This is a genomic window from Aporhodopirellula rubra (assembly GCF_014192335.1).
Lineage (GTDB): Bacteria > Planctomycetota > Planctomycetia > Pirellulales > Pirellulaceae > Rhodopirellula > Rhodopirellula rubra.
In genome coordinates this window covers 17347-42452 of record NZ_JACHXU010000025.1, presented here as the reverse complement: position 1 = coordinate 42452, position 25106 = coordinate 17347, and the positions used below count along the sequence as shown (strand labels likewise).

Annotated in this window: 20 protein-coding genes; 13 read left to right on the top strand and 7 right to left on the bottom strand. The window is 57.2% G+C overall.

Annotated elements, in window-relative coordinates; all coding sequences use genetic code 11:
* Positions 1-104: 104 nt before the first annotated feature.
* Complete coding sequence (locus tag FHS27_RS25230; protein ID WP_184308283.1) at positions 105-1616, top strand: nitronate monooxygenase; 1512 nt, start codon at positions 105-107, stop codon at positions 1614-1616.
* 11 nt (positions 1617-1627) lie between these two features.
* On the opposite strand, the gene prmC is transcribed toward FHS27_RS25230, so the two are convergent.
* The 3 genes from prmC to rpmE are packed head-to-tail and all read right to left on the bottom strand — an operon-like array spanning position 1628 to position 3898.
* A complete protein-coding gene (prmC, locus tag FHS27_RS25225) occupies positions 1628-2524 on the bottom strand; it encodes a peptide chain release factor N(5)-glutamine methyltransferase (RefSeq protein WP_184308280.1) in 897 nt (298 codons plus the stop codon).
* Between the two features lie 46 nt (positions 2525-2570).
* Complete coding sequence (prfA, locus tag FHS27_RS25220; RefSeq protein WP_184308278.1) at positions 2571-3653, bottom strand: peptide chain release factor 1; 1083 nt, start codon at positions 3651-3653, stop codon at positions 2571-2573.
* Complete coding sequence (gene rpmE, locus FHS27_RS25215) at positions 3650-3898, bottom strand: 50S ribosomal protein L31 (RefSeq protein ID WP_184308276.1); 249 nt, start codon at positions 3896-3898, stop codon at positions 3650-3652. Before rpmE ends, prfA begins: the two co-directional genes overlap by 4 nt.
* A gap of 462 nt (positions 3899-4360) precedes the next feature.
* On the opposite strand from rpmE, the gene lepA reads away from it, so the two are divergent.
* From lepA to FHS27_RS25200, 3 genes are all read left to right on the top strand, one after another.
* Positions 4361-6157, top strand: coding sequence for a translation elongation factor 4 (gene lepA / locus FHS27_RS25210; RefSeq protein WP_184308274.1), 1797 nt, complete (start codon positions 4361-4363; stop codon positions 6155-6157).
* Between the two features lie 300 nt (positions 6158-6457).
* Entirely contained in the window at positions 6458-7756 is a 1299-nt protein-coding gene (locus FHS27_RS25205; protein ID WP_184308272.1) for a TCR/Tet family MFS transporter, read from the top strand.
* Between the two features lie 3 nt (positions 7757-7759).
* On the top strand, positions 7760-8743 hold the full coding sequence (locus FHS27_RS25200) for an NAD-dependent epimerase/dehydratase family protein (protein WP_184308270.1): 984 nt from the start codon (positions 7760-7762) through the stop codon (positions 8741-8743).
* Here FHS27_RS25200 and FHS27_RS25195 read toward each other — a convergent pair.
* From FHS27_RS25195 to FHS27_RS25185, 3 genes are all read right to left on the bottom strand, one after another.
* The gene (locus FHS27_RS25195) at positions 8730-10070 is read right to left on the bottom strand and encodes an ATPase, T2SS/T4P/T4SS family (protein WP_184308268.1); all 1341 of its coding nucleotides are present in this window, start codon (positions 10068-10070) and stop codon (positions 8730-8732) included. The genes FHS27_RS25200 and FHS27_RS25195 overlap by 14 nt on opposite strands.
* Positions 10071-11276: a type IV pilus twitching motility protein PilT gene (locus FHS27_RS25190; protein WP_184308266.1), complete on the bottom strand. Its 1206-nt coding sequence runs from the start codon at positions 11274-11276 to the stop codon at positions 10071-10073.
* A 215-nt stretch (positions 11277-11491) separates the two neighbouring features.
* Entirely contained in the window at positions 11492-11893 is a 402-nt protein-coding gene (locus tag FHS27_RS25185; RefSeq protein WP_184308264.1) for an AtpZ/AtpI family protein, read from the bottom strand.
* A 310-nt stretch (positions 11894-12203) separates the two neighbouring features.
* Here FHS27_RS25185 and FHS27_RS25180 point away from each other — a divergent pair, with 310 nt between their 5' ends.
* The 5 genes from FHS27_RS25180 to FHS27_RS25160 all read left to right on the top strand — a co-directional run bounded on the left by FHS27_RS25180 (position 12204) and on the right by FHS27_RS25160 (position 21045).
* The gene (locus tag FHS27_RS25180) at positions 12204-13577 is read left to right on the top strand and encodes a DUF4912 domain-containing protein (protein ID WP_184308262.1); all 1374 of its coding nucleotides are present in this window, start codon (positions 12204-12206) and stop codon (positions 13575-13577) included.
* 281 nt (positions 13578-13858) lie between these two features.
* Positions 13859-14653 carry a ThuA domain-containing protein gene (locus tag FHS27_RS25175; RefSeq protein WP_184308260.1) on the top strand — a complete coding sequence of 265 codons (795 nt, stop codon included), beginning with the start codon at positions 13859-13861 and terminating at the stop codon, positions 14651-14653.
* A gap of 68 nt (positions 14654-14721) precedes the next feature.
* Positions 14722-16095: a dihydroorotase gene (locus FHS27_RS25170; protein ID WP_184308258.1), complete on the top strand. Its 1374-nt coding sequence runs from the start codon at positions 14722-14724 to the stop codon at positions 16093-16095.
* Between the two features lie 305 nt (positions 16096-16400).
* Complete coding sequence (locus FHS27_RS25165; RefSeq protein WP_184308256.1) at positions 16401-17510, top strand: efflux RND transporter periplasmic adaptor subunit; 1110 nt, start codon at positions 16401-16403, stop codon at positions 17508-17510.
* Positions 17511-17694: 184 nt separating this feature from the next.
* Positions 17695-21045, top strand: a complete 3351-nt coding sequence (locus FHS27_RS25160; protein WP_184308254.1) for an efflux RND transporter permease subunit — start codon at positions 17695-17697, stop codon at positions 21043-21045.
* Position 21046: 1 nt separating this feature from the next.
* Here FHS27_RS25160 and FHS27_RS25155 read toward each other — a convergent pair whose 3' ends face one another.
* Positions 21047-21283 (bottom strand): thioredoxin family protein, encoded by a 237-nt coding sequence (locus FHS27_RS25155; RefSeq protein ID WP_184308252.1) that lies wholly within the window; start codon positions 21281-21283, stop codon positions 21047-21049.
* Positions 21284-21435: 152 nt separating this feature from the next.
* Between FHS27_RS25155 and FHS27_RS25150 the strand changes: the two genes are divergently transcribed.
* The 4 genes from FHS27_RS25150 to cydB all read left to right on the top strand — a co-directional run bounded on the left by FHS27_RS25150 (position 21436) and on the right by cydB (position 25089).
* Positions 21436-21750 carry a winged helix-turn-helix transcriptional regulator gene (locus tag FHS27_RS25150; RefSeq protein ID WP_221225382.1) on the top strand — a complete coding sequence of 105 codons (315 nt, stop codon included), beginning with the start codon at positions 21436-21438 and terminating at the stop codon, positions 21748-21750.
* A 63-nt stretch (positions 21751-21813) separates the two neighbouring features.
* Positions 21814-22551: a class I SAM-dependent methyltransferase gene (locus tag FHS27_RS25145; protein ID WP_246420899.1), complete on the top strand. Its 738-nt coding sequence runs from the start codon at positions 21814-21816 to the stop codon at positions 22549-22551.
* Positions 22552-22591: 40 nt separating this feature from the next.
* The gene (locus FHS27_RS25140; protein WP_184308251.1) at positions 22592-24061 is read left to right on the top strand and encodes a cytochrome ubiquinol oxidase subunit I; all 1470 of its coding nucleotides are present in this window, start codon (positions 22592-22594) and stop codon (positions 24059-24061) included.
* A complete protein-coding gene (gene cydB / locus FHS27_RS25135; protein ID WP_184308249.1) occupies positions 24061-25089 on the top strand; it encodes a cytochrome d ubiquinol oxidase subunit II in 1029 nt (342 codons plus the stop codon). The genes FHS27_RS25140 and cydB overlap by 1 nt, the downstream gene beginning before the upstream one ends.
* Positions 25090-25106 lie beyond the last annotated feature (17 nt).

The following is a 25106-nucleotide window of genomic DNA, read 5'->3' as shown; positions in this document are numbered from 1 at the left end:
CGAGTGATTGGCCGGCGGCTGCGATATCGATCGCAGCCTGATCGCAATCGAAGAATCTCGGCGCGGCGTGGTATCGCACTCACCAACGCAAGGAACATTGCACAATGTCACACACGGAATTCTCACCCGCCGCCGCGTCTGAAGCGACTCACCGAACTCCCACCATCATCCAGGGCGGAATGGGAGTCGCCGTATCGGATTGGCGCCTGGCTCGCTCGGTCGCGCTCACCGGCCAAATGGGTGTCGTGTCGGGAACGGCGATGGATACCGTTCTCGTTCGCCGACTGCAATTGGGTGACGCCGATGGAAAAATGCGTCATGCCCTTTCGGAGTTCCCATACCCGGCGATGGCAAAGCGGATTGTCGACCGCTATTTCATTGAAGGCGGTAAGGCAACAGACGCGCCCTTTGCGGCCACCCCTGTCGTTTCGGAAAAACCCACGCAAGCTCAATTGGAATTGGTCGTTGCTGCGAACTTCGTCGAAGTGTTTCTCGCCAAGGAAGACCACGACGGTTTGGTGGGAGTAAACTTTCTCGAGAAGATCCAAACACCCACACTCGCGTCTCTCTTCGGCGCCATGCTCGCGGGTGTTGACTATGTCTTGATGGGCGCGGGGATCCCACGTCATATCCCAGGCGTGCTCGATCGTCTCGCCGAAGGACAATCGGTCGAATATCCCCTGTATGTACTCGACGCACCGACCGACGAACCGGTCGTCACCACTTTTGATCCGATGGAGTTCGGCGGCGGAGAAATCCCATGGCTCAACCGCCCTCGATTCCTCGCGATCGTCAGCTCCGCAACCCTGGCGAGTATGCTGGCCAAACGCTCCAACGGACGTGTCGACGGGTTCATCGTGGAAGGTGCTTCCGCGGGCGGGCACAACGCGCCACCTCGAGGCAAAATGCAACTCAACGAACGCGGAGAACCGATCTACGGAAAACGCGACGCCGTGGACCTCAAAGCGATTGAGGCAATCGGGCTGCCGTTCTGGCTGGCTGGCTCATACGGAACGCCTGAAGCGGTGCGGCAAGCACTTGAGACCGGTGCCTCCGGTGTTCAAGTTGGTACCGCGTTCGCGTTCAGCAATGAATCAGGCTTACTCGGCTCGATCAAAACGGAAGTCATCCAACGCTGCAAATCCGGAACGCTCGACGTGGTGACCGACCCGTTGGCTTCCCCCACCGGATTCCCGTTTAAGGTGTTGCAAATGGAAGGCACGGTGTCCGAAGACGCCGTCTATCAACAGCGCCGCCGCGTTTGCGACCTTGGCTTCCTACGTCAGGCGTACCGCAGACCCGATGGAAAGACCGGATGGCGATGTCCCGGCGAACCCACGCAAAGTTACGTCGCCAAGGGAGGTGAGCTGGCACACTGCGAAGGACGCAAATGCGTCTGCAACGGATTGGTTGCCAACATTGGGTTGGCACAGACTCGCCGTGACGGCACCACTGAACCTGCCATCGTCACGTGCGGCGATGACGTCGAGACGATCCTTCAGTTCCTTCCGTCAGCGACGGCAACGGCCTACTCCGCCCCGGATGTTGTCCGCCATCTGCTGAGCGGCGTGACCGAGCAAGAAACCTCGCAATCGCCATCGATGGTTGCGGTGTAATCGAGAGGAGGCTAGGCCTTCAATCCGAGCGAGAGCGTTCGCTGCAAACCGGCGAGGTCACGAATCCGTTTGATCTCGCCGTACTGCCCCGTGGCTTCCGCCATCGCTTTGCACGCGTCCGCGATCATCGGGCTGTACTCGAGAATCAAGCGACCACCGGGAGAGAGCCGTGCGGGAGCGTCGGAGAGGATCCGTTCGATAATCTCTGTCCCCTTATCACCAGACAACAGCGCACCACGTGGTTCGTGCTCGCGGACCGTCGCGGGCAATTCGTCGTACTCGCTCTGACTGATGTAAGGCGGGTTGCTGCAGATCACATCGAATTTCGCCCCTTCATCGATCGAATCAAAAAGATCGCTCTGCAGGAGAGTGATCCGTTCGGTGAGACCGAGTTTTTCGACGTTCCACCGGGCGATGTCTAGCGCAGGCAGAGACACGTCGACGGCCGTTACTTCCGCCTCAGGAAGGTTCTTGGCAATGGCGATCGCGATCGCTCCGCTGCCTGTTCCGATATCGAGGATTCGCAGCGGTCGATCTTGGATAGAAGTTGCGAGCAACTTCGCCTGATCAATCGCCTCGACGACGAGATGCTCGGTTTCCGGGCGAGGAACGAGGACGTTTTCGTCTACGCGGATGGGGATCGAATAGAATTCACGAAACCCGACCAACTGAGCGACCGGCGCGCCTTCACCGCGACGACGGACGAGTTCGCGAAACGCGATTCGTTGTTCGTCAGTGGGGACTTCAGCGAACGCGGTGTACAGCTCGATCCGCTCGCAATCACGAGCGTGGGCGAGCAGGATTTCCGCGTCCAAACGAGGCGATTCACTGCCGCGTGATTTGAAGAAATCAGCAGTCCACTGCAACAACCGCAGCACGGTCCACGGTTCGGTGCTGGGAGTAGTCATGACGAGCGCATCCGTTGCCGAAAAATAGAAATTCCCTCGATCAGTCTCAGTCGATCATGTCGCCGCGAAGCTGATCGCGATCATATTCAATGAGGGCTTCGGTGACAGGATTCAGATCGCCACCAATAATTTGATCGAGCTTGTACAAGGTCAGGTTAATGCGGTGATCAGTCAGACGGTTCTGCGGGAAGTTGTAGGTCCGGATCCGTTGACTCCGATCGCCCGATCCGATCAATCCCTTGCGTGCCTCGGCTTGTTTGGCGTTCTCTTCTTCCCGCTTCTTTTCATAGATGCGAGCTTTGAGAACACGGAGAGCTTTGGCCAGGTTCTTGTGCTGGCTCTTCTCATCCTGGCACTGGACAACGATTCCGGTTTCGTAGTGAGTCAACCGGATCGCCGATTCCGTTTTATTAACGTGCTGGCCACCGGGTCCACTGGCGCAGAACTTATCGACGCGGTAGTCATCCCCTTTCAGGTTAACTTCCACATCTTCGGGTTCGGGCATGACCGCGACGGTCGCAGCCGAGGTATGAACGCGACCTTGGGTTTCGGTCTCCGGCACACGTTGGACGCGATGGCCACCGGATTCGTACTGCAGGTCGCGAAAGACGTTTTCGCCTTCCACCGTCAGCATGATTTCTTTGAATCCGCCCATTTCCGTCGGGCTGGCGTCCATCACTTCGGTCTTCCAACCGACTTGTTCCGCGTGCCGACGATACATTTCGAAGAGGTCACGAGCGAACAGGGCGGCCTCGTCCCCACCGGTGCCGGCGCGGATTTCCATCACGCAACGGGTTCGGTGTGAATCATCACCGCCGACGGTGTAGGTCAGCAAATCCTCCCAGAGAGATTCACGCTGCGCTCGCAGCGATTTGATCTCGGCCTCGGCCATTTCGCGTTCTTCGAAATCGTCGGTCGCCTCTGCCATTTCCTGGCAGTCCTGGATCTCTTCGCTGAGCCGTTTGAATTCGCGGTACTTGCCCACGACTTTGGCCAACCCACCATGCTCGCGAGCGGTCGCACTCATGCGAGCACCATCGCCGAGCACATCCGGGTCGGACATGTCGCGTTCGAGTTTCAGAAATCGCGCTAGCTTTTCTTCGAGATTGTCGCGGATTGATCCGCTCATTTGGTGGCTTTCTTAGCCTTTTTCGGCTTTTGCAAACTGCCATAGGTACCGGCGGCAAATTTCTTCTGGAACTTATCGATCCGCCCTGCGGTGTCGACGTATTTCAGTTTGCCGGTATAGAACGGGTGACAATCGCTGCAAATGTCGATTTTGAGCTCTGGCCGAACGCTTCGCGTTTGGAAGGTGTTTCCACAACCACACGTGACGGTGGTCTCTTGATAATTCGGGTGGATGCCGTCTTTCATGACTGTTTACACAAAAAAATGGGCTGATAGGGGCGCGTCGCTCAGCTGAGAACGCGAAGTGATCGGTATTTCGAATCGCAGATAGTACGCGACAAATGCCTTTGAGTTCAAGGGCTGCCGTGTCCGGATCAGCGGTAATCCCATTATGAAACGACGACAAGGTGGGGATGGAGGGGCGTGAGAGGCAAACCTCGAGAGTGCGTGAGCGGGAAACCGGCGAGGGCGGTCGTGAGGGGAGTGCGAGAGCAGGGGGGACCGAGCGAGCCCGGGGGGCGAGAGTGGCCGAACGGAGTGTGACGAGCGAAGAATCCGGTATGCGGAGGACAGTATGTGACGCCGCCGGGTTGCGGTTGGTTGCTGTTCGTACGGGTTTGGCAATGGCCACCGGAAACCGGATTGGATAGGATTCACCTGTCGATCGGCTTTCGCACGGTTATCTCCTTATTCATCAAACCCCGACGTATGAAACACATTCGGAACTTTTGCATTATCGCCCACATCGACCACGGCAAATCGACGCTCGCGGATCGCTTGATCCAAGCCTGCGGGGGAGTGACCCAGCGTGAGTTCCACGACCAGATGCTCGATTCGATGGACATCGAGCGTGAACGTGGGATTACGATCAAAAGCAACACCGTCACGCTGACGTACACGGCCAAAGATGGTCAGGAATATCAATTCAACTTGATCGACACGCCCGGCCACGTGGATTTTTCCCACGAAGTCCGCCGCTCACTGATGGCCTGCGAGGGTGCCCTGATGGTTGTCGATGCCTCCCAGGGTGTCGAAGCTCAAACGGTCGCCAACCTTTACCTGGCTCTCGAATACGACCTCGAACTATTGCCGGTGATCAACAAAATTGACCTGCCGGCGGCCGACGTCGATCGCGTGCGTGAAGAGATTGACTCCGACCTCGGACTGGACCCGTTCGCGGCGATTCCTGTATCGGCCAAAACCGGGCAGGGCATCGAAGACGTTCTCGAAGGCATCGCCACACACCTGCCGCCTCCCAAAGGCGATCCCGAGGCCCCGTTGAAGGCACTGATTTTTGACGCTTTCTTCGACAAGTATCGCGGCGTGATTCTGCAGTGCCGTGTCATGGAGGGGACCCTGAAGCCGAAAGACACGATTCACTTCATGCACGCCGATCGCGACTTCCTGGTCGACGAGCTCGGATACAACCAATTCAAACTCGTCCCGAAGAAACAGCTCACCGCGGGCGAAGTCGGCTACATCGTCGCCGGCGTCAAGAGCGTCCAGGACATCGAGATCGGCGACACGATCACGTCGGCGAACCGCCCCGCCTCCGAACCGATCCCCGGCTACCAACCCGCTCGACAAGTCGTCTTTTCATCGGTCTACCCGATGAGCACCGACGAATACCAAGACCTCACCAAAGCACTCGAGAAACTCTCGATCAATGATGCCGCGTTGACATACGAGAAGGACTCGTCGGCGGCTCTCGGTTTTGGGTTCCGATGCGGCTTCCTCGGACTGTTGCACCTCGACGTCATTCAGGAGCGGCTGCAGCGAGAATTTGACATCGGGCTGGTCATCTCAGCCCCGTCGGTGAAATACAAACTGACGCTGAAGGACGGTTCGACCATCGACATCGACAACCCGAGCTATTGGCCCGACCCGTCGACCATCGACTCGGCCAGCGAACCGTACATCAAAGCCCAGATCCTCACGCCTGAGGAATTCGTCGGCTCGGTCATGGAACTGTGCCGCGAACACCGCAGCGAAAGCCAAACGATGAACTACCTCTCGGCCGGCCGCGTCGAAGTGGTCAGCGAGATGCCGCTGGGCGAAGTCCTCTTCGACTTCTATGGCAAGCTGAAGATGATCACCCGCGGATACGGATCGTTCGACTACGTGCCGATCGAGTACCGTAAAACCGACATCGTCAAAGTCGATATTTTGGTTAACAAAGAACCCGTCGACGCGCTGGCGTACCTCGTCCACCGCGAAAAATCGCGTGCCCGGGCTCTGCACTACTGCGAACAACTCGCCGAAGAGATCCCGCGTCACCAATTTAAAATCCCGATCCAAGGTGCCATCGGCGGGACCGTGATCGCCCGCTCGACCATCCAAGCGGTTCGCAAAGACGTGACGGCGAAGTGCTATGGCGGTGACATTTCGCGGAAGAAAAAACTGCTCGAAAAGCAGCGGAAGGGCAAAGCCAAAATGAAACAATTTGGCAGCGTTAACATTCCGCAAAAAGCGTTCGTTTCCGTCCTCCGCGCGGACAAAAAATAACCTCACGCGGCAGGACTGCGGCATGAAAACAGCGACACGCAATAAGATGGCGTCACGCGTCGGGATCAAGACGCCGAGACGGCAGCCTCACGACGCGGCCCAATCTGCCGCGGGCATTGCCTAGCGACCCAACTGCCGAGCGACCCAACTCGGCTTCGCAGCCAACCGCGGTCTGAAAACGCGATCGCGTCACGCGCCCGCCACCTAGGCGAGTGCATCTTGCTCCCACCCTGTGAAAAAAAATCGTCTGGGCTAATCTAGGGCTCCTGCCGATCCGTTCCCCCACAAGAGTCTTCCGTTTTGATCACGCCCCCGCATCAGAAACACGCTGCGGCGATGGCGTTCATCCTGTTGACGCTATTCATCGACATCCTGGCGATCGGGATCATCATTCCGGTATTGCCGGAATTGGTGAAGGAGTTCGTCGGCGGGGACGAGTCGATGGCGGGGTGGTACGTCGGAATCATCGCAGCGACGTTTTCGCTGATGCAGTTTTTCTTTGCCCCGGTATTGGGTGCACTCTCGGACCGATTCGGTCGCCGTCCTGTGATCCTTGGTTCGCTGTTTGGCCTCGGCATCGACTTCATCATCACGGGGCTGGCGACGTCCGTCAGCTGGCTGTTCCTCGGACGGTTTATCGCCGGTGTAATGGGAGCGAGCTTTTCGACCAGCAACGCGTACATCGCAGACATCTCGACGAGCGAAAACCGGGCGAGGAATTTCGGGTTGGTCGGGATGATGTTCGGCCTCGGTTTTATCATTGGCCCGGCGCTCGGCGGTCTCCTCGGCGGGATCTCATTGCGGTTGCCGTTCTTTGCCGCGGCGGGTTTGTCGCTGGTCAATTGGCTCTACGGCTACTTCATCTTGCCGGAATCGCTGCCACCGGAGAAACGCAGCTCCACGATCACACTTCGCAGCATGAACCCATTCGGAACAATCACGCGACTGCGTGCCTACCCGATGGTCCTCGGGCTCGCCGCCGCGTTTGTCTTCAGCTCGCTCGCACAACGCGGACTCGAAAACGTTTGGGTGCTGTCGATGGGATTCCGCTTCGGATGGGAGGAACAAACCAACGGATGGATGCTCGCGTTGGTGGGGTTGATGGCGGTGGTCGTTCAGGGCGGAATGGTTCGCCCCGTAATCCGCCGATTTGGTGAACGACGAACCGTGATGATGGCGATGACCGTCTCGTGTGTTTCGTTTCTATTTTACGGCCTAGCGACCAACGGATGGATGATCCCGTGCATCATCATCTTTGGCTCACTCAGCGGCCTGTCCGGGCCCGCGATCCAAAGCCTGATCACCAGCACCGTCGACCCAGCCGAACAAGGACGCGTTCAGGGGGCGCTGACTTCGCTGCTGAGCCTCACCAACATTCTCGCGCCACTGATCTTCACGGCGGGCCTGTTCCGATACTTCACACACGAAAACACGCCGTTTCGCTACAACGGCGAACCGTTCGCGGGTGCCCCGTTCGTGTTCGGATCCTTCCTGCTACTCATCGCGTTGTGCATTCTTTATCGCGTCCTGAAACGATTCCCGGCCAAGGTATCGGCCGAAGGGCCTGCGATTCCCGCTACCCAAGAACCCGCCAACTGACCCATGCGAATCCTCGTCACCGGTTGCAGCGGTTTTCTAGGCAGCGAAATCGTTCGTCAATTGATCGACCGAGGCGATGAAGTCGTCGGTCTGTCGCGACGCGAAACGCCAGACCTCGTACGTCGTGGGATGCAACATCACCGCGGTGACCTCTCCGATAAAGCCTACGTGGAGCGAACGATCAGGGACGTCGACGCAGTCATCCACACCGCGGCAGTTGCGGGCGTCTGGGGACCGTGGAAACACTTCTACGTAAACAACGTGGTCGCAACCCGCAACGTGCTCGCCGCCTGCAAATCCTCCGGTGCAACGCAGTGCATCTACACGAGCAGCCCGAGCGTGACGTTTGCCGGCGGACACCAAAGCGGCATCGACGAGTCGGTCGGGTATCCGGAAAAGTGGCTCTGCTATTACCCACAGACGAAGGCGATCGCCGAGCGTGAGGTGATCGCCGCGGACACCCCCGGCGGTCTTCGCACGGTTTCACTGCGTCCGCATTTGATCTGGGGCGACGACGACCCACACCTCCTGCCACGCCTGCTCGACCGCGCCCGTTCGGGCCGCCTACGGATCATCGGCGACGGACAGAATCGAATCGACACGGTGCATGTCACCAATGCTGCGGCGGCCCATGTGAGTGCAACGACCGCACTTTCCGATAACCCAGACTCCGCTGCGGGGCGGTCCTACTTCATCGCGCAAGACGAACCCGTTCTGTGTTGGGAATGGATCTCTCGCCTGTGCCAAAAATTTGATGCCCCACCTCCGACACGGCACATTTCTTACCGGTCTGCCTACGCGATCGGGGCAACGTGCGAAACCGTCTACAAAACACTGCGGCGCCGCGAAGAACCGCCGATGACGCGTTTTGTCGCCGCGCAGCTAGCCAAAGACCACTACTTCGACATCACCGCCGCGAAAGAGCGACTGGGTTATCGCCCCACGGTCTCCATGGACGACGGGCTCGCCGCACTCAGCCGCGTCTAGAAAACACTCGCTTGAGTTCGTCGATGCTGGTCAGACCCCGAGCAACCGACAGAACGGCTTCGGCCTGGATCCCGCGATGGCCCTCTGCCCGCGCGATCGCGAACAACTGACTCGCATCGCTGGTCTTGGCCAACGCCTCACGGAACTGCGGTCCAGGCCGCAGCATCTCGAACACGCCGATCCGTCCGAAATAACCACGGCCGCCACAAATGTGACAAGGCGTGATTGGAGCGGGCCGGCCGTTCTCATCGACCTGTTCTTCAATCGGTGGCGGAATGAAAGGCTGATACATGACCGGCACACGCCCGGCGGGAATCCCGAGTTGAGCGAGCAGTTGCGGCGGCGGTTCGAAGCCGACCTTGCAGTTCTCGCATAACCGCCGTATCAAGCGCTGGTGCAACACAGCACCGAGTTTTTCCGCGATCATTTTGCGCGATTCGGGGTATCGCCCCACAAAAGTCAGCAGGACTTCGATCGCACTTTCGCCCGCGGCACGGTGGATCACCTGACGGTCTTCTTCGAAAACCTTTTCCATGCAAACTTGCAAGGACTCCGCTTCAGGAGGGTTCGGGAACAGGAGCACGTCGGGCTCCCGCAGCACCATCCGCTGCACGACTTCGAGTTCCGTTTTACCCGTATCACCACCGAAGAAGTTCGAGGTGATGTTAATGATTTCCGGCTCCGGCGCTTCGGCTGGTTCAAACGATTGGAAGTCACGAATCAAACGGTCGGCGGCGTGGATTGCCACGTTCCAAAGTGTCGTGACGCCTTCGCTCTTCTTGGCCGAGATCAAGACAACGTTACCGTGCCCGTTGAGCTGCTCCTTGAACTGCTCGATCATTTTGTCTCGCATGCCCATGTCACTGAGATTGCTGAAGGGCACCTTCTCCGCATCGATCCGGCAAATCACGCGTTCACCCGTCGGAACGCCCTGCGACTGAACGGTCAACTCGAACTTGTCTTTGTTGACCTTCAATCCCATGGCCCCTTTTTGGGCACCACGGCGATCGGCCGGGTTCATCAGACAGAGCTGCTTCAGCGCGTACAGCATCGCGTCGCCGGACTCGCGATCGAGCGGCGGGAGTTGTTCCCAGTTACCGTCGATCTGATATCGAATCGCAGTCGCGTTTTGCGAAAAGTCCAGCAGCATGCGGGTCGCCCGCGACTGAATCGCATGCCCCAATTGCCCAGCCACGATGAGGTAACCGGCGCCTTGCCGCGTCGTGATCAACAATGCTTGCGCGTCGGTACGTGACTCCACATGCGGAACGAATTCCACGGGAGCCACGGTTTGCCATAGTTGAATTTCTTCGGGTGCCTGTGCCACTTAGATAATCCCTGGAGCTTTGACATCGATGCCCTTGAGCGACATCTTCAGTGCGTCTTTGTTTGGAGCGACAGCGAATGCCGTCGGACGATCGATCAGGTCGTCGTCAATCAGTTGTTTCAAACTCATGGTGAAGTCTTGCATGCCGTCCTCGGCACCGATCCGAATCGCGTCGGGCAGTTTACTGTCATGCCCCTCGAGAACGAGCTTACGAATCATCGGGGTGAACGTCATCACTTCGCAGGTCGGCACACGAGAGACCCCCGGGCGGATACTGCGAAGCAATTTCTGAGCCACGATCCCTTTCATATTCATCGCGATTGCCCCGCGAATCGCGCGGTGCATTTCCTCGGGAAAAAGGTCGAGGATCCGCCCGATGCAGGTCGACGCACTCGCCGCGTGAATGGTACCGAACACGAGGTGACCGGTCTCGGCCGCGTGAATCGCCGTCATGAACGTCTCCTCATCGCGAAGCTCACCGACCAGGATGATGTCGGGGTCTTCCCGCACCGCGTGTTTCATTCCGACCGAGAAATCAACCACGTCCTGGCCGATCTCTCGCTGGTTAATCAGCGATTTGTCTTCGGTAAAAATGAATTCGATCGGATCTTCGAGCGTCAGGATGTGTTTGCGATAGATGCTGTTGATGTAATTCAGCATCGAACCGATCGTGGTACTTTTCCCCGACCCCGTCACCCCCGCGAGCAGCACCATGCCCTGTTCATAGTGACATAGATTTTCGATCGAATCGGGCAAAAACAGGCCACGAAAGTCAGGAATGAAGTTACTGATTCGACGAGCCACCAATCCGATGTTGCCGAGCGACTTGAGCATGTTGATCCGGAACCGCCAACGCACATCGTCGACCTGACATTGGTATGAGAAGTCGGCACCGCCCTCTTCCTCGAAAATGATCAGGTTACGTTCATCCATCATCGGCAACAGCAGCCGGACCATCTCTTCGGCATCAATCGGGCCTCGGTTGAGAGGCTTGAGTTCACCACCAACACGGACCATCGGTGGCTGGCCGACTTTCATGTGAAGGTCAGAGCCCTCGAGTTTGACCAACGCGCGGAAAATCTTGTCGACCTCGAGTTCCCTCTTTTCTTGAAGCAGCGAACTCTTTAATCGAGCGGCGACCGCATCGGCAGACATATCGCGAGCCGGCCCAGCAGGGGCCGCTTTGGCAGGTTTTCCGTGTGACATGTTTTACGTATGACCCGACGAAAGGGGGCGAAAGAGAGAAGACGTGCTACTTTAGTTGATTGTAGGAGGACTGCGAGGGGAAAGTAGGAGGCACCCTGCTCAGAAAGCCGCTCCAGCGTCCTGGACGCCGCCCTCGCTCGCAAGCGCCGAAGGTGAGTCCGAAATGCCCGCATCGTCTCCAAAGGTGCACGATCGTCAAACGGGCACCGAATGGTTCAGCCCATTTTGCTGGCGAGAACGATCAATCGATAAAACCCGAGCGAAAAGCCGAGCAGCAACCCCGCGATGGCGAAGTAGGGCGTTGAGTTACCGAGCCAGTGATCGACGCCGTAACCGGCCCCACCGAGAATCAACGAGAAGCTCGCCAACTCAAACCCGGCCGACGCGAGGTGCATCAGAGCGTGACGTTCGCCGGCTGTCTGCGGCGGCATCGCGCGGGGCACAAGGCGGGGCACCGAAGTGTTCGTTTGGCCATCGCCCGCACCGCGCCGATGGCGGCCATCGCCCGCCTCGTGGATGTTCGCCCCGCTCGCCTGAGCGTTTCCATCTGGCGCAGTGTCCCCGTCAGGGTGGTTCTGTTCAGGTTCGGACTTGTCTTCGTCCGGCTCGCTTGGCATTCGGGCGGATCCTCAAAAAAAAAGCTGGCGTTTGCGACTAGCGTGTCTAGGTTGAGATTACGGGAAAAATCGGTTTTGGAACGTTGCTAACAACACTTTTTGGACCGAAATGTACAATTTAATCACCTAGCCCTAGAACCATTGGTGGTCCCTTGCCATAATGCTTTGGCAGTGAATTCCCCCTTTACCGGATCCTTTCGGGACAATCCTGGTATTTGAGGTCGGTCGCCCCAATGGGAGGGTTTCCTGCATGACAACTTTTGCACAAGCCCTGAGCCCGGTTTCAGGTCGAACTGACGAGGAATCCTCCATGATCACCAACGCAGACCTCAGTTCTCAAACACGCCGGGAACTTGCCGAGCTGGCAAAGAACTACGGTATCGCAGGCTGGCACTCGATGCGGAAGGATGATTTGGTCAGCGAGATCACCAAAATCCAACGTCGTCTTCGCCGCCAAGTCGCCGCGGCAAAGAAAGACGCGGCAAGCGACGCAACGCCCGCAACTAAATCAAAACGCGGTGGCGACGTCATCAGCCGCCGAAGCACGTCGGGTTCAACGACCAAACGCGCCACACCGGCCTCAGCGAGCAAGGCTGACTCTTCCAAAAAACTCAAAAAACCGACCGTCACAACCAGTGCCCTTTCCGGGGCAGCTTCCTCCTCGGGAAGCTCGAGCAAATCGACCGGACGGACCAAAACCCGCAAAACCAGCTCCCGCAACGATGTGCCGTTGCCCGAACTGAGCGAACCCAAGGTTTCCGCCAAAACGCTCCGCATTCGAGCCGAAATGCGACGCCGGCGTGAATTGATTCAGAAACGTAAAGACCTCTCGACCAGCACGCTCGTCGCCGGATCCGCCGTGACCGATGGCGCCGAACGTCATCGCACCAACACGCCACACCGCGACCGGATCGTGTTGCTGGTTCGTGATTCGTTTTGGTTGCAAGCGAGCTGGGAAATCACGCAAAGCAGCGTGCAACGTGCTCAATCCGCGTTGGCCGAACGATGGCACACGGCCGTTCCCACCGTTCGACTGCTGAGCGTCGGGGATGTGTCGAGCAACCGCGCCGAAACCGTCAGCCGCGATATCGCGGTTCATGGTGGCGTGAGCACGTGGTACATCGACGTCCAAGACCCACCATCGCGTTACCGCGTCGCAATCGGTTACCTCGCCGACAATGGCGAATTCCACTGCCTGTGCCGCAGCAACGTGGTCGAAACCCCTGTTCCGGGCGACTGCGAACGCCTCGACGAACACTGGCAGGACATCGCCGAAGACTACGAACGAATCTACGCCCTCAGCGGTGGACTCGAATCGGGCAGCGGCGAACTTCGCGACGCGTTCGAAGATCGCCTGCAACGCCGCATGCCACACCCCGCCGACTCGGGCAGCATGACAGGCGACCCGTCGCTGTTACGCCAATCGAAACTGCGATTGGATGTCGAAGCCGAGCTGATCGTCTTCGGAAAAACCGACCCCACCGCTTCGGTGATGGTTTCCGGTCATCCCGTCAAACTGCAGAAAGACGGTGCCTTCACCGTCCGCTTGGATTTCCCTGACAAACGCCAAGTCCTACCGATCACGGCGGAAACCCGCGACGGACTTCGCCAACGCACCACGGTGCTGGCTGTCGAGCGGAACACCAAAGTGATGGACACCGTCGAACTGCAAGAAAACAACTAGGTCTTCGCCCCTCGAACCTCGCGATTCTTCCACGACGCGAACGGTTCGGAGTAACATCAACACGAGCATGCCGAAGTCCCACACGGGACTTCGGTTTTCTTTTGCCCCATCGCGCCCGGCAAACTCCCTTCCCAACACAAAGAACACCAATCGGTTTTCGATAAATTCGCCGCAGTGAGATTCTGACGATAAACTGATTGCTGGCCCTGTATTAAAATCACACACCCGGCCCTACGTTCACTGCCCCCACCCCGCTCCCTCCATTCTGCGATCCCTCAACGATGATGCCATCCCTCCGTCCTTTTGCCCTCCGTCGTCTCGCAAACACGTCACTCGCACTGGTTCTTTCGCTATGCCTTCTGCCGAGCCTCGTTCGAGGCGACGAACCGACAACCTCCGATAACGCCCCCATCAACGTTCTGTTGATCACGAGTGGTTGCTGCCACGACTACGACTTCCAGTCAAAATCACTGCAATTGGCTGCGGAAAAAGCGGGGGTAAAAATCGTGTGGACCGTCGTCTCCGAAGGCGGCAAGGGAACCGATGCGGAGATCGACTTCTACGACAACCCTGACTGGGCCAGCGGTTTCGATGTCGTCGTCCACAACGAATGCTTCGCATCAACCACAACGCCCGAATACATCCGAAAAATCACGACTGCGCATCAGAAAGGCGTCCCCGCCGTCGTCATTCACTGCGCGATGCACACCTACCGCGATGCGAAAATCGACGATTGGCGGGAATTCCTAGGCGTGACGAGCCGCCGGCACGAACACCAGGCGCACTACGGGGTCGAAGTCGTTAACGCGGAACATTCCGTGATGCGTGAATTTCCTGAACCCTACGCCACGCCGATGGACGAACTCTACGTGATCGAAAAGGTCTGGCCGAACACAACCGTCTTGGCAAAATCGAAGAGCCAAGTCACCGATCAATGGCATCCCGTTGTGTGGACCAACCAATACGGTGACGCGCGCGTCTTCGGAACGACATACGGTCACTCGCGAGAAACCTTCGAAGACGAAACCTACCTCGCGATGCTCGTTCGCGGAATGGTTTGGGCCGCCGGTCGGTAGCTCGATTGATCACGGGTGGGCAGTTCGGATAAGCTACGCGGTTTTCTCAACCGCTGGAAACTTCGCTCATGCCTCGCACCCTCATTCGCAACGCGTCCATTGTCCTGCCCGGTGACGGGCTGCGTTCCGCCTCTGGTGAAGTTCGTATCGGAAACGTGCTGTTGGGCGAAGGACGCATCCTCGACGTCGATGCGTCGGATACCGCATCCTGCGACGATGCGATCGACGCGTCGGGACTACATCTTTTGCCCGGTGTGATCGATGACCAAGTCCACTTCCGTGAGCCAGGCCTGACGCACAAGGAAGACCTCTCGACGGCGAGTCATGCGTGTGCCGCCGGAGGTGTGACCTCGTTTCTCGAAATGCCCAACACGAAACCGCCCGCGATCACGATCGAAGGCGTTCGCGCCAAAGAACGACTCGCGGCGGAAAAGTCGCTAGTCAACTTTGGTTTCTACATCGGCGCCACGCCTGACAACGTTGCCGAACTGGCGAAGGCGACGGACGTCCCAGGAATCAAAATCTTCATCGGCAGCAGCACCGGAAACCTGCTCGTTGACGAACAAGAAGCACTCGAGCGGATTTTTGGTGAGACGACGCTGCCGATCTGTTCGCACTGCGAAGATGAAACCACGGTACGCGCAAACACCGAACGCTATCGCGGGACCAACGACATCGCCGACCACTCGCGCATCCGCGACGAAAAAGCCGCGATGATCGCAACGGAACGAGCGACTGATTTGGCGCGGCGTCACAAACACCGATTCCATGTGCTGCACGTGTCGACCGCGGCCGAGCTGGTGTACTTGGCCGATCCTTCGCCTTACCTCACCGCAGAAGTGTGCCCACACCATCTCTTCTTCAACGTCGATGACTACGCTCGGCTGGGCAGTCGGATTCAGATGAACCCGTCGATCAAATCGAGCGCCGACAACGCGGGTCTGTGGCAGGCGTTGCTCGACGACGTCGTGCAAGTGATCGCGACCGACCACGCGCCTCACACGCTCGACGAAAAGGCACAACCTTACCCGAACAGTCCGTCAGGTCTGCCCGCCGTGGAAAACTCACTCGCGTTGATGCTCAACCAAGCTCATCACGGCAAAGTCAACGTTGTTCAAATCGCACACTGGATGAGCGACGCCCCCGCTCGGGTTTGGGGAATGACCGCCAAGGGACGAATTGCCGAAGGATACGACGCCGATCTAGTGCTCGTTGACTTAAACGAATCCCGAACCATCCGCGACGCGGAACAACACACCAAGAACCGATGGAGCCCCTGGGACGGCGAAACATTGACCGGTTGGCCGGTAAGGACCTACGTCGGCGGCCATCAAGTTTGGTCCATCGACGCGGGATTCGATGAATCGGCCCGCGGGACGAAACCCACGTTCGATCATAGCCGAGGCGGATACTGGGCCACGACCGACGGCATCGGCGTTTGAGCAACCATGATCGAGCATCAAGCCGATCGAATGTGGCACCACTGATTCCCCGCAACGTGTCCTTGTCGCTTCGGCCTCCAATCGCATCAACGCCGCCTATCACCCACGGTTTATTAAATTGACATATCGTGAGTTGACGATACAATTTCGGGAGCGGTGTGATTGCTTGTCTCTGCAGAGGTTTCCCACACTGAAAACGGGAAACTTCGATCGAAAACAGCCACCGAAAGTCGCCGTCTTTTTGCCGAAAAGCATCGCAACCACGCGACATAACGACGCACCGAACCATCAACAGGTGACAGGCGATGAAAATCAAATCTTTGCAAAATTGGCTTCGCCACAGCGTGCGATTGATTTCGATCGTCGTCGCCATGGTCGTGCTGGTCGGCTCGATCGCGTGGCTGTCGGGAATGTTCGAAAGCAAGATCGAGCCCGGATGGACGCTAGCGAGCGGAACCGAACTCACCGACCAACCCACCGACGTCGTGCACGAAGTCGAAAAATCCTATGTCGAGGAAGCCGTCGGCACACTCAAGGCGTCTAGCCGAATGATCGTCAGCTCGAAGTTACTGGCGACGATCGACCAAATCACGGTCTCCGCGGGTGACGAAGTCGACAAAGGTCAGGTCCTGATTCGTCTCGACGACAAGGAATACCAAAGCCGATTGGCGCAGGCCAACCGGGCTCTCGAAGCGGCTACGGCGAACCGCGAGCAAGCCGAAAAACAATTCACGCGAATGCAAACGTTGGTCAAACAGAATGCCGCCTCGCGTTCGGACTTCGACAACGCGAGCCGCGACCTTCAAGTCACGATCGCCGATGAAGCGAAAACGAAGCAGGCGGTCCGTGAAGCAGAAGTCATGCTGTCCTACACCACGATCGTCGCGGCAAAGAGGGGACGGATCGTCGACCGTACCGCCGAACCCGGCGACATCGCACAACCGGGGCAGCCGATCCTGACACTCTACGACTCAACGTCGTTGCGTTTGGAAGCCCCGGTCATGGAACACCTCGCGGTCAAATTGCACGCCGGTGACGAACTGAACGTGCATGTCGATGCGCTGGATCGTACATTTCCGGCAATCGTCGATGAGATCGTTCCCCAAGCCGACGCTCCGAGTCGCTCGTTTCTGGTCAAAGCCAGCGTGCCGAAATCCGACGATCTTTACGAGGGAATGTTCGGACGATTGCTCGTTCCCGCGGGAGAACGACGCCACCTGTGCCTCGCATCCGATGCCGTCGTCAAGATCGGACAACTCGAGTTCGTCGACGTCGTGCTACCGGACAACAACATCGAACGTCGTTTGATCAAGAGCGGACAACTCGGAATGCCTGGTCGACAAGAAGTACTCAGCGGAGTCGACGTTGGCGAACGCGTGGTCCTGCATCAACCGGCCGACGTCTCTAACGAATAGTTCCCCCAAACATTCCATCATTTGCATCAACACAATTCATCCCGAACGTACACCGTGATCAACGAGGGAGAGCCTGAATCGCGGCATCGACTTTCACACCGCGGTGCATACACTGCAAACGCCCCGCCGCCCCACCACGTCCCGGACTGATCACCAAACCAACTGCATCGAGGCGTCTGAACCGATGGACCAACAAGATCAATCGCCGATCCTGACTCGCATCGTCGAAGTCTTCCTGCGTGGCGACGTCGCAATCATGCTGATCGCTTTATCGCTGATGTTGGGCGCCGCTGCGTTGGTACTGACGCCTCGTGAAGAGGAACCACAAATCGTTGTGCCGATGGCCGACGTGATGATCAATGCTCCCGGTTTGTCCGCTTGGGAAGTCGAGCGGCAGGTCACCGACCGGATCGAAAAACTGCTCTACCAGATCGACGGTGTTGAATACGTTTATTCAATGTCGCGTCCCGGTTCGAGCATTGTGACCGTACGGTTCTACGTCGGCGAAGATCGCGAAGACTCGCTGGTCAAACTCTATAACAAAATCAACTCTTCGACCGACTCGATCCCACCAGCCGTTGAGTCTTGGGTGGTCAAGCCGATTGAAGTGGACGACGTTCCGATCGTGATCGCGACGTTGTGGTCCGAACAAACCGATCGCTACGGCGACCACGAACTGCGACGGATCGCCGAAGAACTGCAACACGAACTGCAGTCGATCCCAAACACCAACCGCGTCGAAGTGATCGGCGGACGGCCTCGCCGAATCAACGTTCAGCTCGACGCGCAGCGTATGGCGGCTCATCAAACGTCACCGTTGCAAATCGCCAACGCGTTGCAACTCAGCAACGTGACGCGTCGTAACGGAAGCTTTGAACAACAAAACCAATCCTTTAACGTCGAGACGGGCACGTTCATCCGGGGCGTTGCCGACCTGAACGAAATCGTGGTCGGCGTCAACGGCAGCCGACCGGTCTACCTGAAGAACGTCGCCACCGTGGTCGACGGACCTGCGGAAGCGGAAAGCTACAGTTGGATCGGCTTTGGCCCGGCCGACGAGACACCGCGACCCGATGCCTCTCGTTCGGTCGCAGAAAACTTCCCAGCAGTAAACATTTCCGTTGCCAAACGCAAAGGCACCAACGCGGTTCACGTCGCCGAAGCGGTTGACGCGAAAATGCAACAACTCGCCGCCTCGCACCTGCCGTCCGGTGTGCAATACCGCATCACGCGTGACTATGGCGAAACGGCCAACGACAAGGTCAACGAATTGGTTGAAGGACTCGTCGTGGCGGTACTGACGGTGATCGGATTGATCGGCCTGACGATGGGATGGCGTCCTGCACTCGTGATCGCCTTAGCGATCCCGGTTTGTTACAGCCTCACGCTATTTATCAATCTGATGGTGGGCTATTCGATCAACCGCGTGACCATGTTCGCCCTCATCCTTTCTCTCGGCCTGCTCGTTGACGATCCGATCACTGATGTTGAAAACATCGCTCGCTATTTCACGATGAAAATATTGCCGCCACGTCAATCAGTTTTGCGTGCCGTTCAAGAAGTTCGCCCCGCGTTGCTGTTGTCGACCCTGGCCATCATCGCGAGCTTCCTACCGCTCGCGTTCATCACGGGAATGATGGGTCCTTATATGGGACCGATGGCATTAAACGTTCCTCTGACCGTGACGATTTCGACGCTGGTCGCGTTTGTCATCACGCCGTGGTTGGCGATGGTTTCGCTCAAACAACTCAACGACTCACACTCGGAATCGGACGAATACGACCTCACCCGAACACCACTTTATCGGTTATCGAGGCTCGTCCTGTCGCCGATTCTACGAGGTCGCGCAGCCGCCTGGGGTGTGTTGGTCGGCATCGGCATTCTGCTGGTCGCGGCGATGCTGCTACCGATGCTGAGAATGGTCCCCGTCAAGATGCTGCCCTACGACAATAAGAACGAATTCCAGGTCGTCATCGACATGCCCGAGAGCACGACGCTCGAACGCACCGACGCCGTCGCTCGGCGTCTCGGGACGTACATCGGCGGACTTTCGGAAGTGAAAGACTACGAAATCTTCGTGGGGTTGGGGTCACCCATCGATTTCAACGGCCTCGTGCGTCACTACTTTCTGCGTCAAGGCAATCATGTCGCCGACATTCGCGTCAATCTGGTCGACAAAGATCATCGAGTCCAGCAATCCCATGAGTTGATATTACGGATTCGCAATGACATCACCGCCCTTGCCGAATCGATGGGTGCCAACGTCAAACTCGTCGAGGTCCCTCCCGGGCCTCCGGTTCTGGCATCGATCACGGCCGAAGTCTACGGACCGCCCGAAGGCCGCTACGACGAACAGATTGCGTTAGCGAGACGAGTTCGAAATCGGATGGCTGTCGAACCGGGACTGGTCGACCTGGACGTGAGTGCCGAAGACGACCAAGTGCGATACATCTTCGACACCGACAAACCCAAGGCCGCTCTGTCTGGAATCTCTACCAAAACGATTGCCGACACCGTTGCTGCGGTACTAAGCGGAAGCCAAGCGACGGTGCTGCACTTGCCCAACGAGGTCGAACCGTTGTGGGTGGAATTGAGGTTGCCACCGGAGAATCGTTCCGCACTCGATAACCTCGAAGAAATTTACGTCCAGGGCGACAGCGGTCAGATCGTCCAACTCGGATCGTTAGGCGAGTTTCGCTCGGCGGTGGAAGACAAAACGATCTATCACAAAAATCTCAAACGAGTCGTTTACGTCTACGCCGAAGTCGCCGGTCGTCCACCGGCTGACGCGATCATGGACATGCAGTTTGACCGAATCGACGGCGTCTCCGACACGACCGCGACCGAGAAATCTCTTACGAAGCCCACCCCCTCGATCATCCCACTGTCGCAGAGGTCATGGTTGTTGATGGGTGGCGGTGTGCCGTGGACCGTTCCCGAAGGGTACTCGGTTGTATGGTCGGGCGAAGGCGAATGGGATATCACCCTCGACGTGTTCCGGGATCTTGGGATTGCATTCGGTGCCGCCCTGCTCGGCATCTTCGTGATCCTAATGTTCCAAACCGGGTCGCGGATCCTTCCTGTCCTGATCATGTTGGCGATCCCGTTAACCATGATCGGAATCATGCCAGGTTTCTGGTTATTGAACGTGCTCACCGACAAACCGATTGGCGGACACCCCAACCCGGTTTTCTTCACCGCGACAGCCATGATCGGAATGATCACATTGGCGGGTATCGTGGTTCGCAACTCGGTCGTGCTCATCGACTTCATTCACCTCGCTCAAGCCGAAGGGCACGACTTGCGTGAATGCATCATCCGATCGGTCGCCGTACGAACCCGACCGATTCTATTGACCGCGGGCACAACCTTATTGGCAAACTGGGTCATCACGCTGGATCCCGTTTTCTCAGGACTCGCGTGGGCGATCATCTTCGGCATTCTGACATCAACGGGCTTCACGTTGGTTGTCATCCCAGCAGCCTACTGGCTGCTGTACCAAAACAAAGAAGGCTCCACACAGCCGACGCATTGAGCTATTTCAAAGCCGACAAATCCGCACCGTGGTTGATATGAAAGACCTGTTGATCGATCACCAATGCCGGTACCGATTGGACTCCTGCGGCTTCCGCTTCCACAAGCCGCTGCGTCGATTGGCCGAGATGCACCACCTCGACATCGAACCTCGCCGGGTCGAGCGCGCCTGCGACAGTTTGTTCCGCGCTAATGCAGACGGGACACCCCGCGTGATAGAATCGTGCTTGCGTTTTCATCGTTTTTTTCCTTTTCGAATTGAGTCCGCCCGCCCTCGTTAGCGGACGCGTGAGGACTCAAAATCTAGATGTAAAAACGTCATGGACTAGCACTTACCTTTCGGTACCCTACTTACCGAGTGGTAACAATTTGGAAATGCGGGAGTATTTTTTTGAGTGAATCTTCTCAGTCCATCGACGTGGCCACGATTCTGCAAAACGTGTTGGGATGCAAATGGACACTGCACATCCTCGCGGAAGTTCGAAGTGGAGTGAATCGACCCGGCGAATTGGTGCGATCGGCCGATGGATTAACGACGAAGGTTCTTAATGAACGGTTGGTCAAACTCGTCCGTTTCGGAATCCTGCAAAAGACAAGTTTCCCCGAAGTGCCGCCCCGTGTTGAATACGAATTAACCGATTTCGGGAAGCGTTTCTCGAGACTTCTCGATGAAGTCGATCGCCTTCAAGCCGAAGGTCAGGACTGAGTATCGCCGATCGCGTGCATCGGCCCCATCGAACCCGTTCACCTATAAGAACCAACTAACGTGATGAAGAAACATCGATTTGGCATCCAGTATCGCGTCGCTCTCCTACCGATGCTCGCGATCACGTGGGCGCTGGCCGCACCACAACACGCCGTCGGTCAAGATAAATCGCCCACGATCGTCCCGGCAGGCATCAATGATAAATTCAAAGATCCCGAACTCAACGTTGACGAGTGGCTGGCACGATTCGAAGTCGAAAGCCGCGAGGTGTACGCGGCACGTGATGCCGTCCTAGACGCGTGTGCAATCAAATCCGGCGAACGGATCGCCGACGTCGGCGCGGGCACCGGTTTCTACAGTCGCCTGTTCGCTCGCACGACGGGATGGGATGGTTGGGTGTACAGCGTTGATATCTCGCCCAACTTTCTTCAACACATCGCTGCTCGTGCTTCGGCCGATGGGATCGAAAACCTCACTCCCGTACTCGGCACGGATGTCTCAATCCGAATGCCAACCGAATCGGTCGACCTGGTGTTCATCTGTGATACCTACCACCACTTTGAACAACCATCCGCATCGTTGGCATCGATCTACCGCGCCGTGAAACCAGGCGGGCGTCTAATCTTGATCGACTTCAACCGGATCCCCGGCAAGTCACGAGACTTCATTTTGGGACACGTCCGAGCGGGGAAAGAAGTATTCTGTGACGAGATCAAACTGGCGGGATTTCAGTTCATCGATGAAGTGAACGTTGACGCGTTCGAAGAAAACTATCTCTTGCGATTCCGCAAACCCGAATAGCAACCCATCTTCTCGTCACCGACTCGGAAGGGAACAGGCAATGGACGTTGAGATCCTGAGTCGCCTGCAATTTGCCGGCACAATCATGTTTCACTATCTGTTTCCCCCGTTGTCGATCGGGCTGGGGTTACAACTGTTCCTATGCGAGTTAGCGTACTTTCGAACCAAGGATCTCGCCTGGGAAGCCGCGGCACGGTTCTGGACCCGAGTGTTCGCGGTCAACTTTGCGATGGGTGTCGCGACCGGGATCGTGATGGAGTTCGAATTCGGCACCAACTGGGCCGCCTATTCAAGGTTCGTTGGTGACGTGTTCGGTTCAGCTCTCGCGGCCGAAGGGATTTTCGCATTTTTCCTCGAGAGCGGATTCCTGGCGGTGCTCGTCTTCGGTTGGGACCGAGTCGGACCGAAGATGCACCTCCTCAGCACCCTGATGGTCTTTTTGGGATCGGTATTCAGTGCGGTATGGATCGTCGTCGCCAACAGTTGGCAACAAACGCCCTCCGGTTACCACATCGTGTGGCACGACGTTCAAGGCGAGATGATGCCGCGTGCCGAGGTGACTGATTTCTGGGCGATGGTGTTTAATCCGTCTTCGGTCGATCGTCTGACTCACACGCTCATCGGTGCGTTTGTGTTGGGTGCGTTTTTCGTCGCATCGGTTTGTTCGTTTTATCTGCTGAAAAATCGACATCTCGAAATTTCGAAACGCTGTCTTTCGATCGCCCTACCGACGGCGTTGTTGTTCACGCTCCTCGCCGCGGCGACCGGACACGATTCCGCCCAAAAACTCGCTGAAACACAACCCGCCAAACTCGCCGCGATGGAAGGCCACTTTCATACAACGGACGAACCCACCGGGCTCAACCTCTTCGGCTGGCCCGACGCTGAAAACGAAACAGTTCATTTCGGCGTTCAATTGCCGTATCTACTGAGCTTCATGGTCTACAACGACCCGACACGGCCCGTTCCGGGAATGGATCAAATTCCCGAGGACCAACGACCGCCGGTTTGGCTCCCCTTTCAAACGTTCCACCTGATGGTCGGGTTGGGAACACTGATGATTTTGGTCGCCATGTATGCGTGTTGGACATGGTACCGCGGAACATTTGATCAACGTCGATGGCTGCTTTGGACGATCGTCGCCATGCCAGTCGTTGCGATGACGGCGAACCAAGCGGGATGGATCACGGCAGAGGTCGGTCGCCAACCCTGGATCGTTTATCCATCCGTTCAAGAAGGTGTCGAGATGATGGGTCTACGCACGGCCGACGGTCTGAGTGAATCGGTGACCGCGGAACAAGTCCTCAGTTCGATCATTTTGTTCGGCATCATTTATTCGATGCTGTTCGCGGTTTGGATTTTTGTGCTCAATCACAAAATCCAACACGGCCCCGAATCGCCCGAAGAACTTGCCGAATACAAACGAAAACTTCAAACAGATTCAATGAGCGAAGCGTTCGGACACCACGGCACGTCACGCGGTGGCGGAATGATGGAGGATGGAACCTGATGAGCTACGAATTACTAACGTTGATCTGGTTTGGGTTGCTCGGCGTGTTGCTGTGCGGTTACGCGATCCTCGACGGATTTGATTTGGGTGTCGGCATTCTGCATCCGTTCATCGCCAAGGACGATCACGAGCGACGCCTCGTGATGAATTCGATCGGCCCCTTGTGGGACGGAAACGAGGTATGGTTGGTGACCTTCGGCGGAGCACTGTTCGCAGCCTTTCCTGTGGCCTATGCGACGGTATTCAGCAGTTTCTACACGGCGTTCTTTTTGCTGCTGACGTGCTTGATCGGACGCGCGGTGAGTCTGGAATTTCGATCAAAGGTCAAAAGCTCAACATGGCGTCGCCTCTGGGACTGGGCGTTTTTTCTCTCCTCGTTCACCGCAGCACTGTTGCTCGGCATCGCCGGCGGTAACGTGATGGCGGGCATGGAACTGGGTCCGAAGTACCGGTACGAAGGCAGCCTTCTTAGCCAAGTTTATTGGTACCCATTGTTAGTGGGTGGTTTGACGGTTTCGCTGTTCGCGTTGCACGGCGCGATCTATCTCTATTTGAAAACCGAAGACGAGCTACAAACTCGGGTGCGCCGCGTGATTACGCCGTTGTTTTTCGTCTTCGCCGGCCTGTATCTCGTCGTGACACTGGCGACATGGTGGCATGTACCTCATGCGACCGAAAACCTGTCCGCTCACCCCTGGTTGTGGATCGTTCCGGTGCTCAACGCACTCGCGGTTCTCAACATTCCGCGCGCGATGCATTGGGGACGCCCGGGCTACGCGTTCTTCAGTTCATCGATGGTAATCCTAGCGTTGGCGACTTTGTTCAGCGTCGAGATTTTTCCCAACTTCATGCTATCAACCATCGATCCCGCCTACAGCGTCACGTTGCAGAACGCACGCAGCAGTCGCAACACTCTCCAAACGATGCTGATCATCGCGGGAATCGGAATTCCCTGCGTACTCAGCTACACCGTAATCATCTACTGGATTTTCCGAGGCAAGGTAAAACTCGACCCACACAGCTATTAACTGCGACGATTTACTGC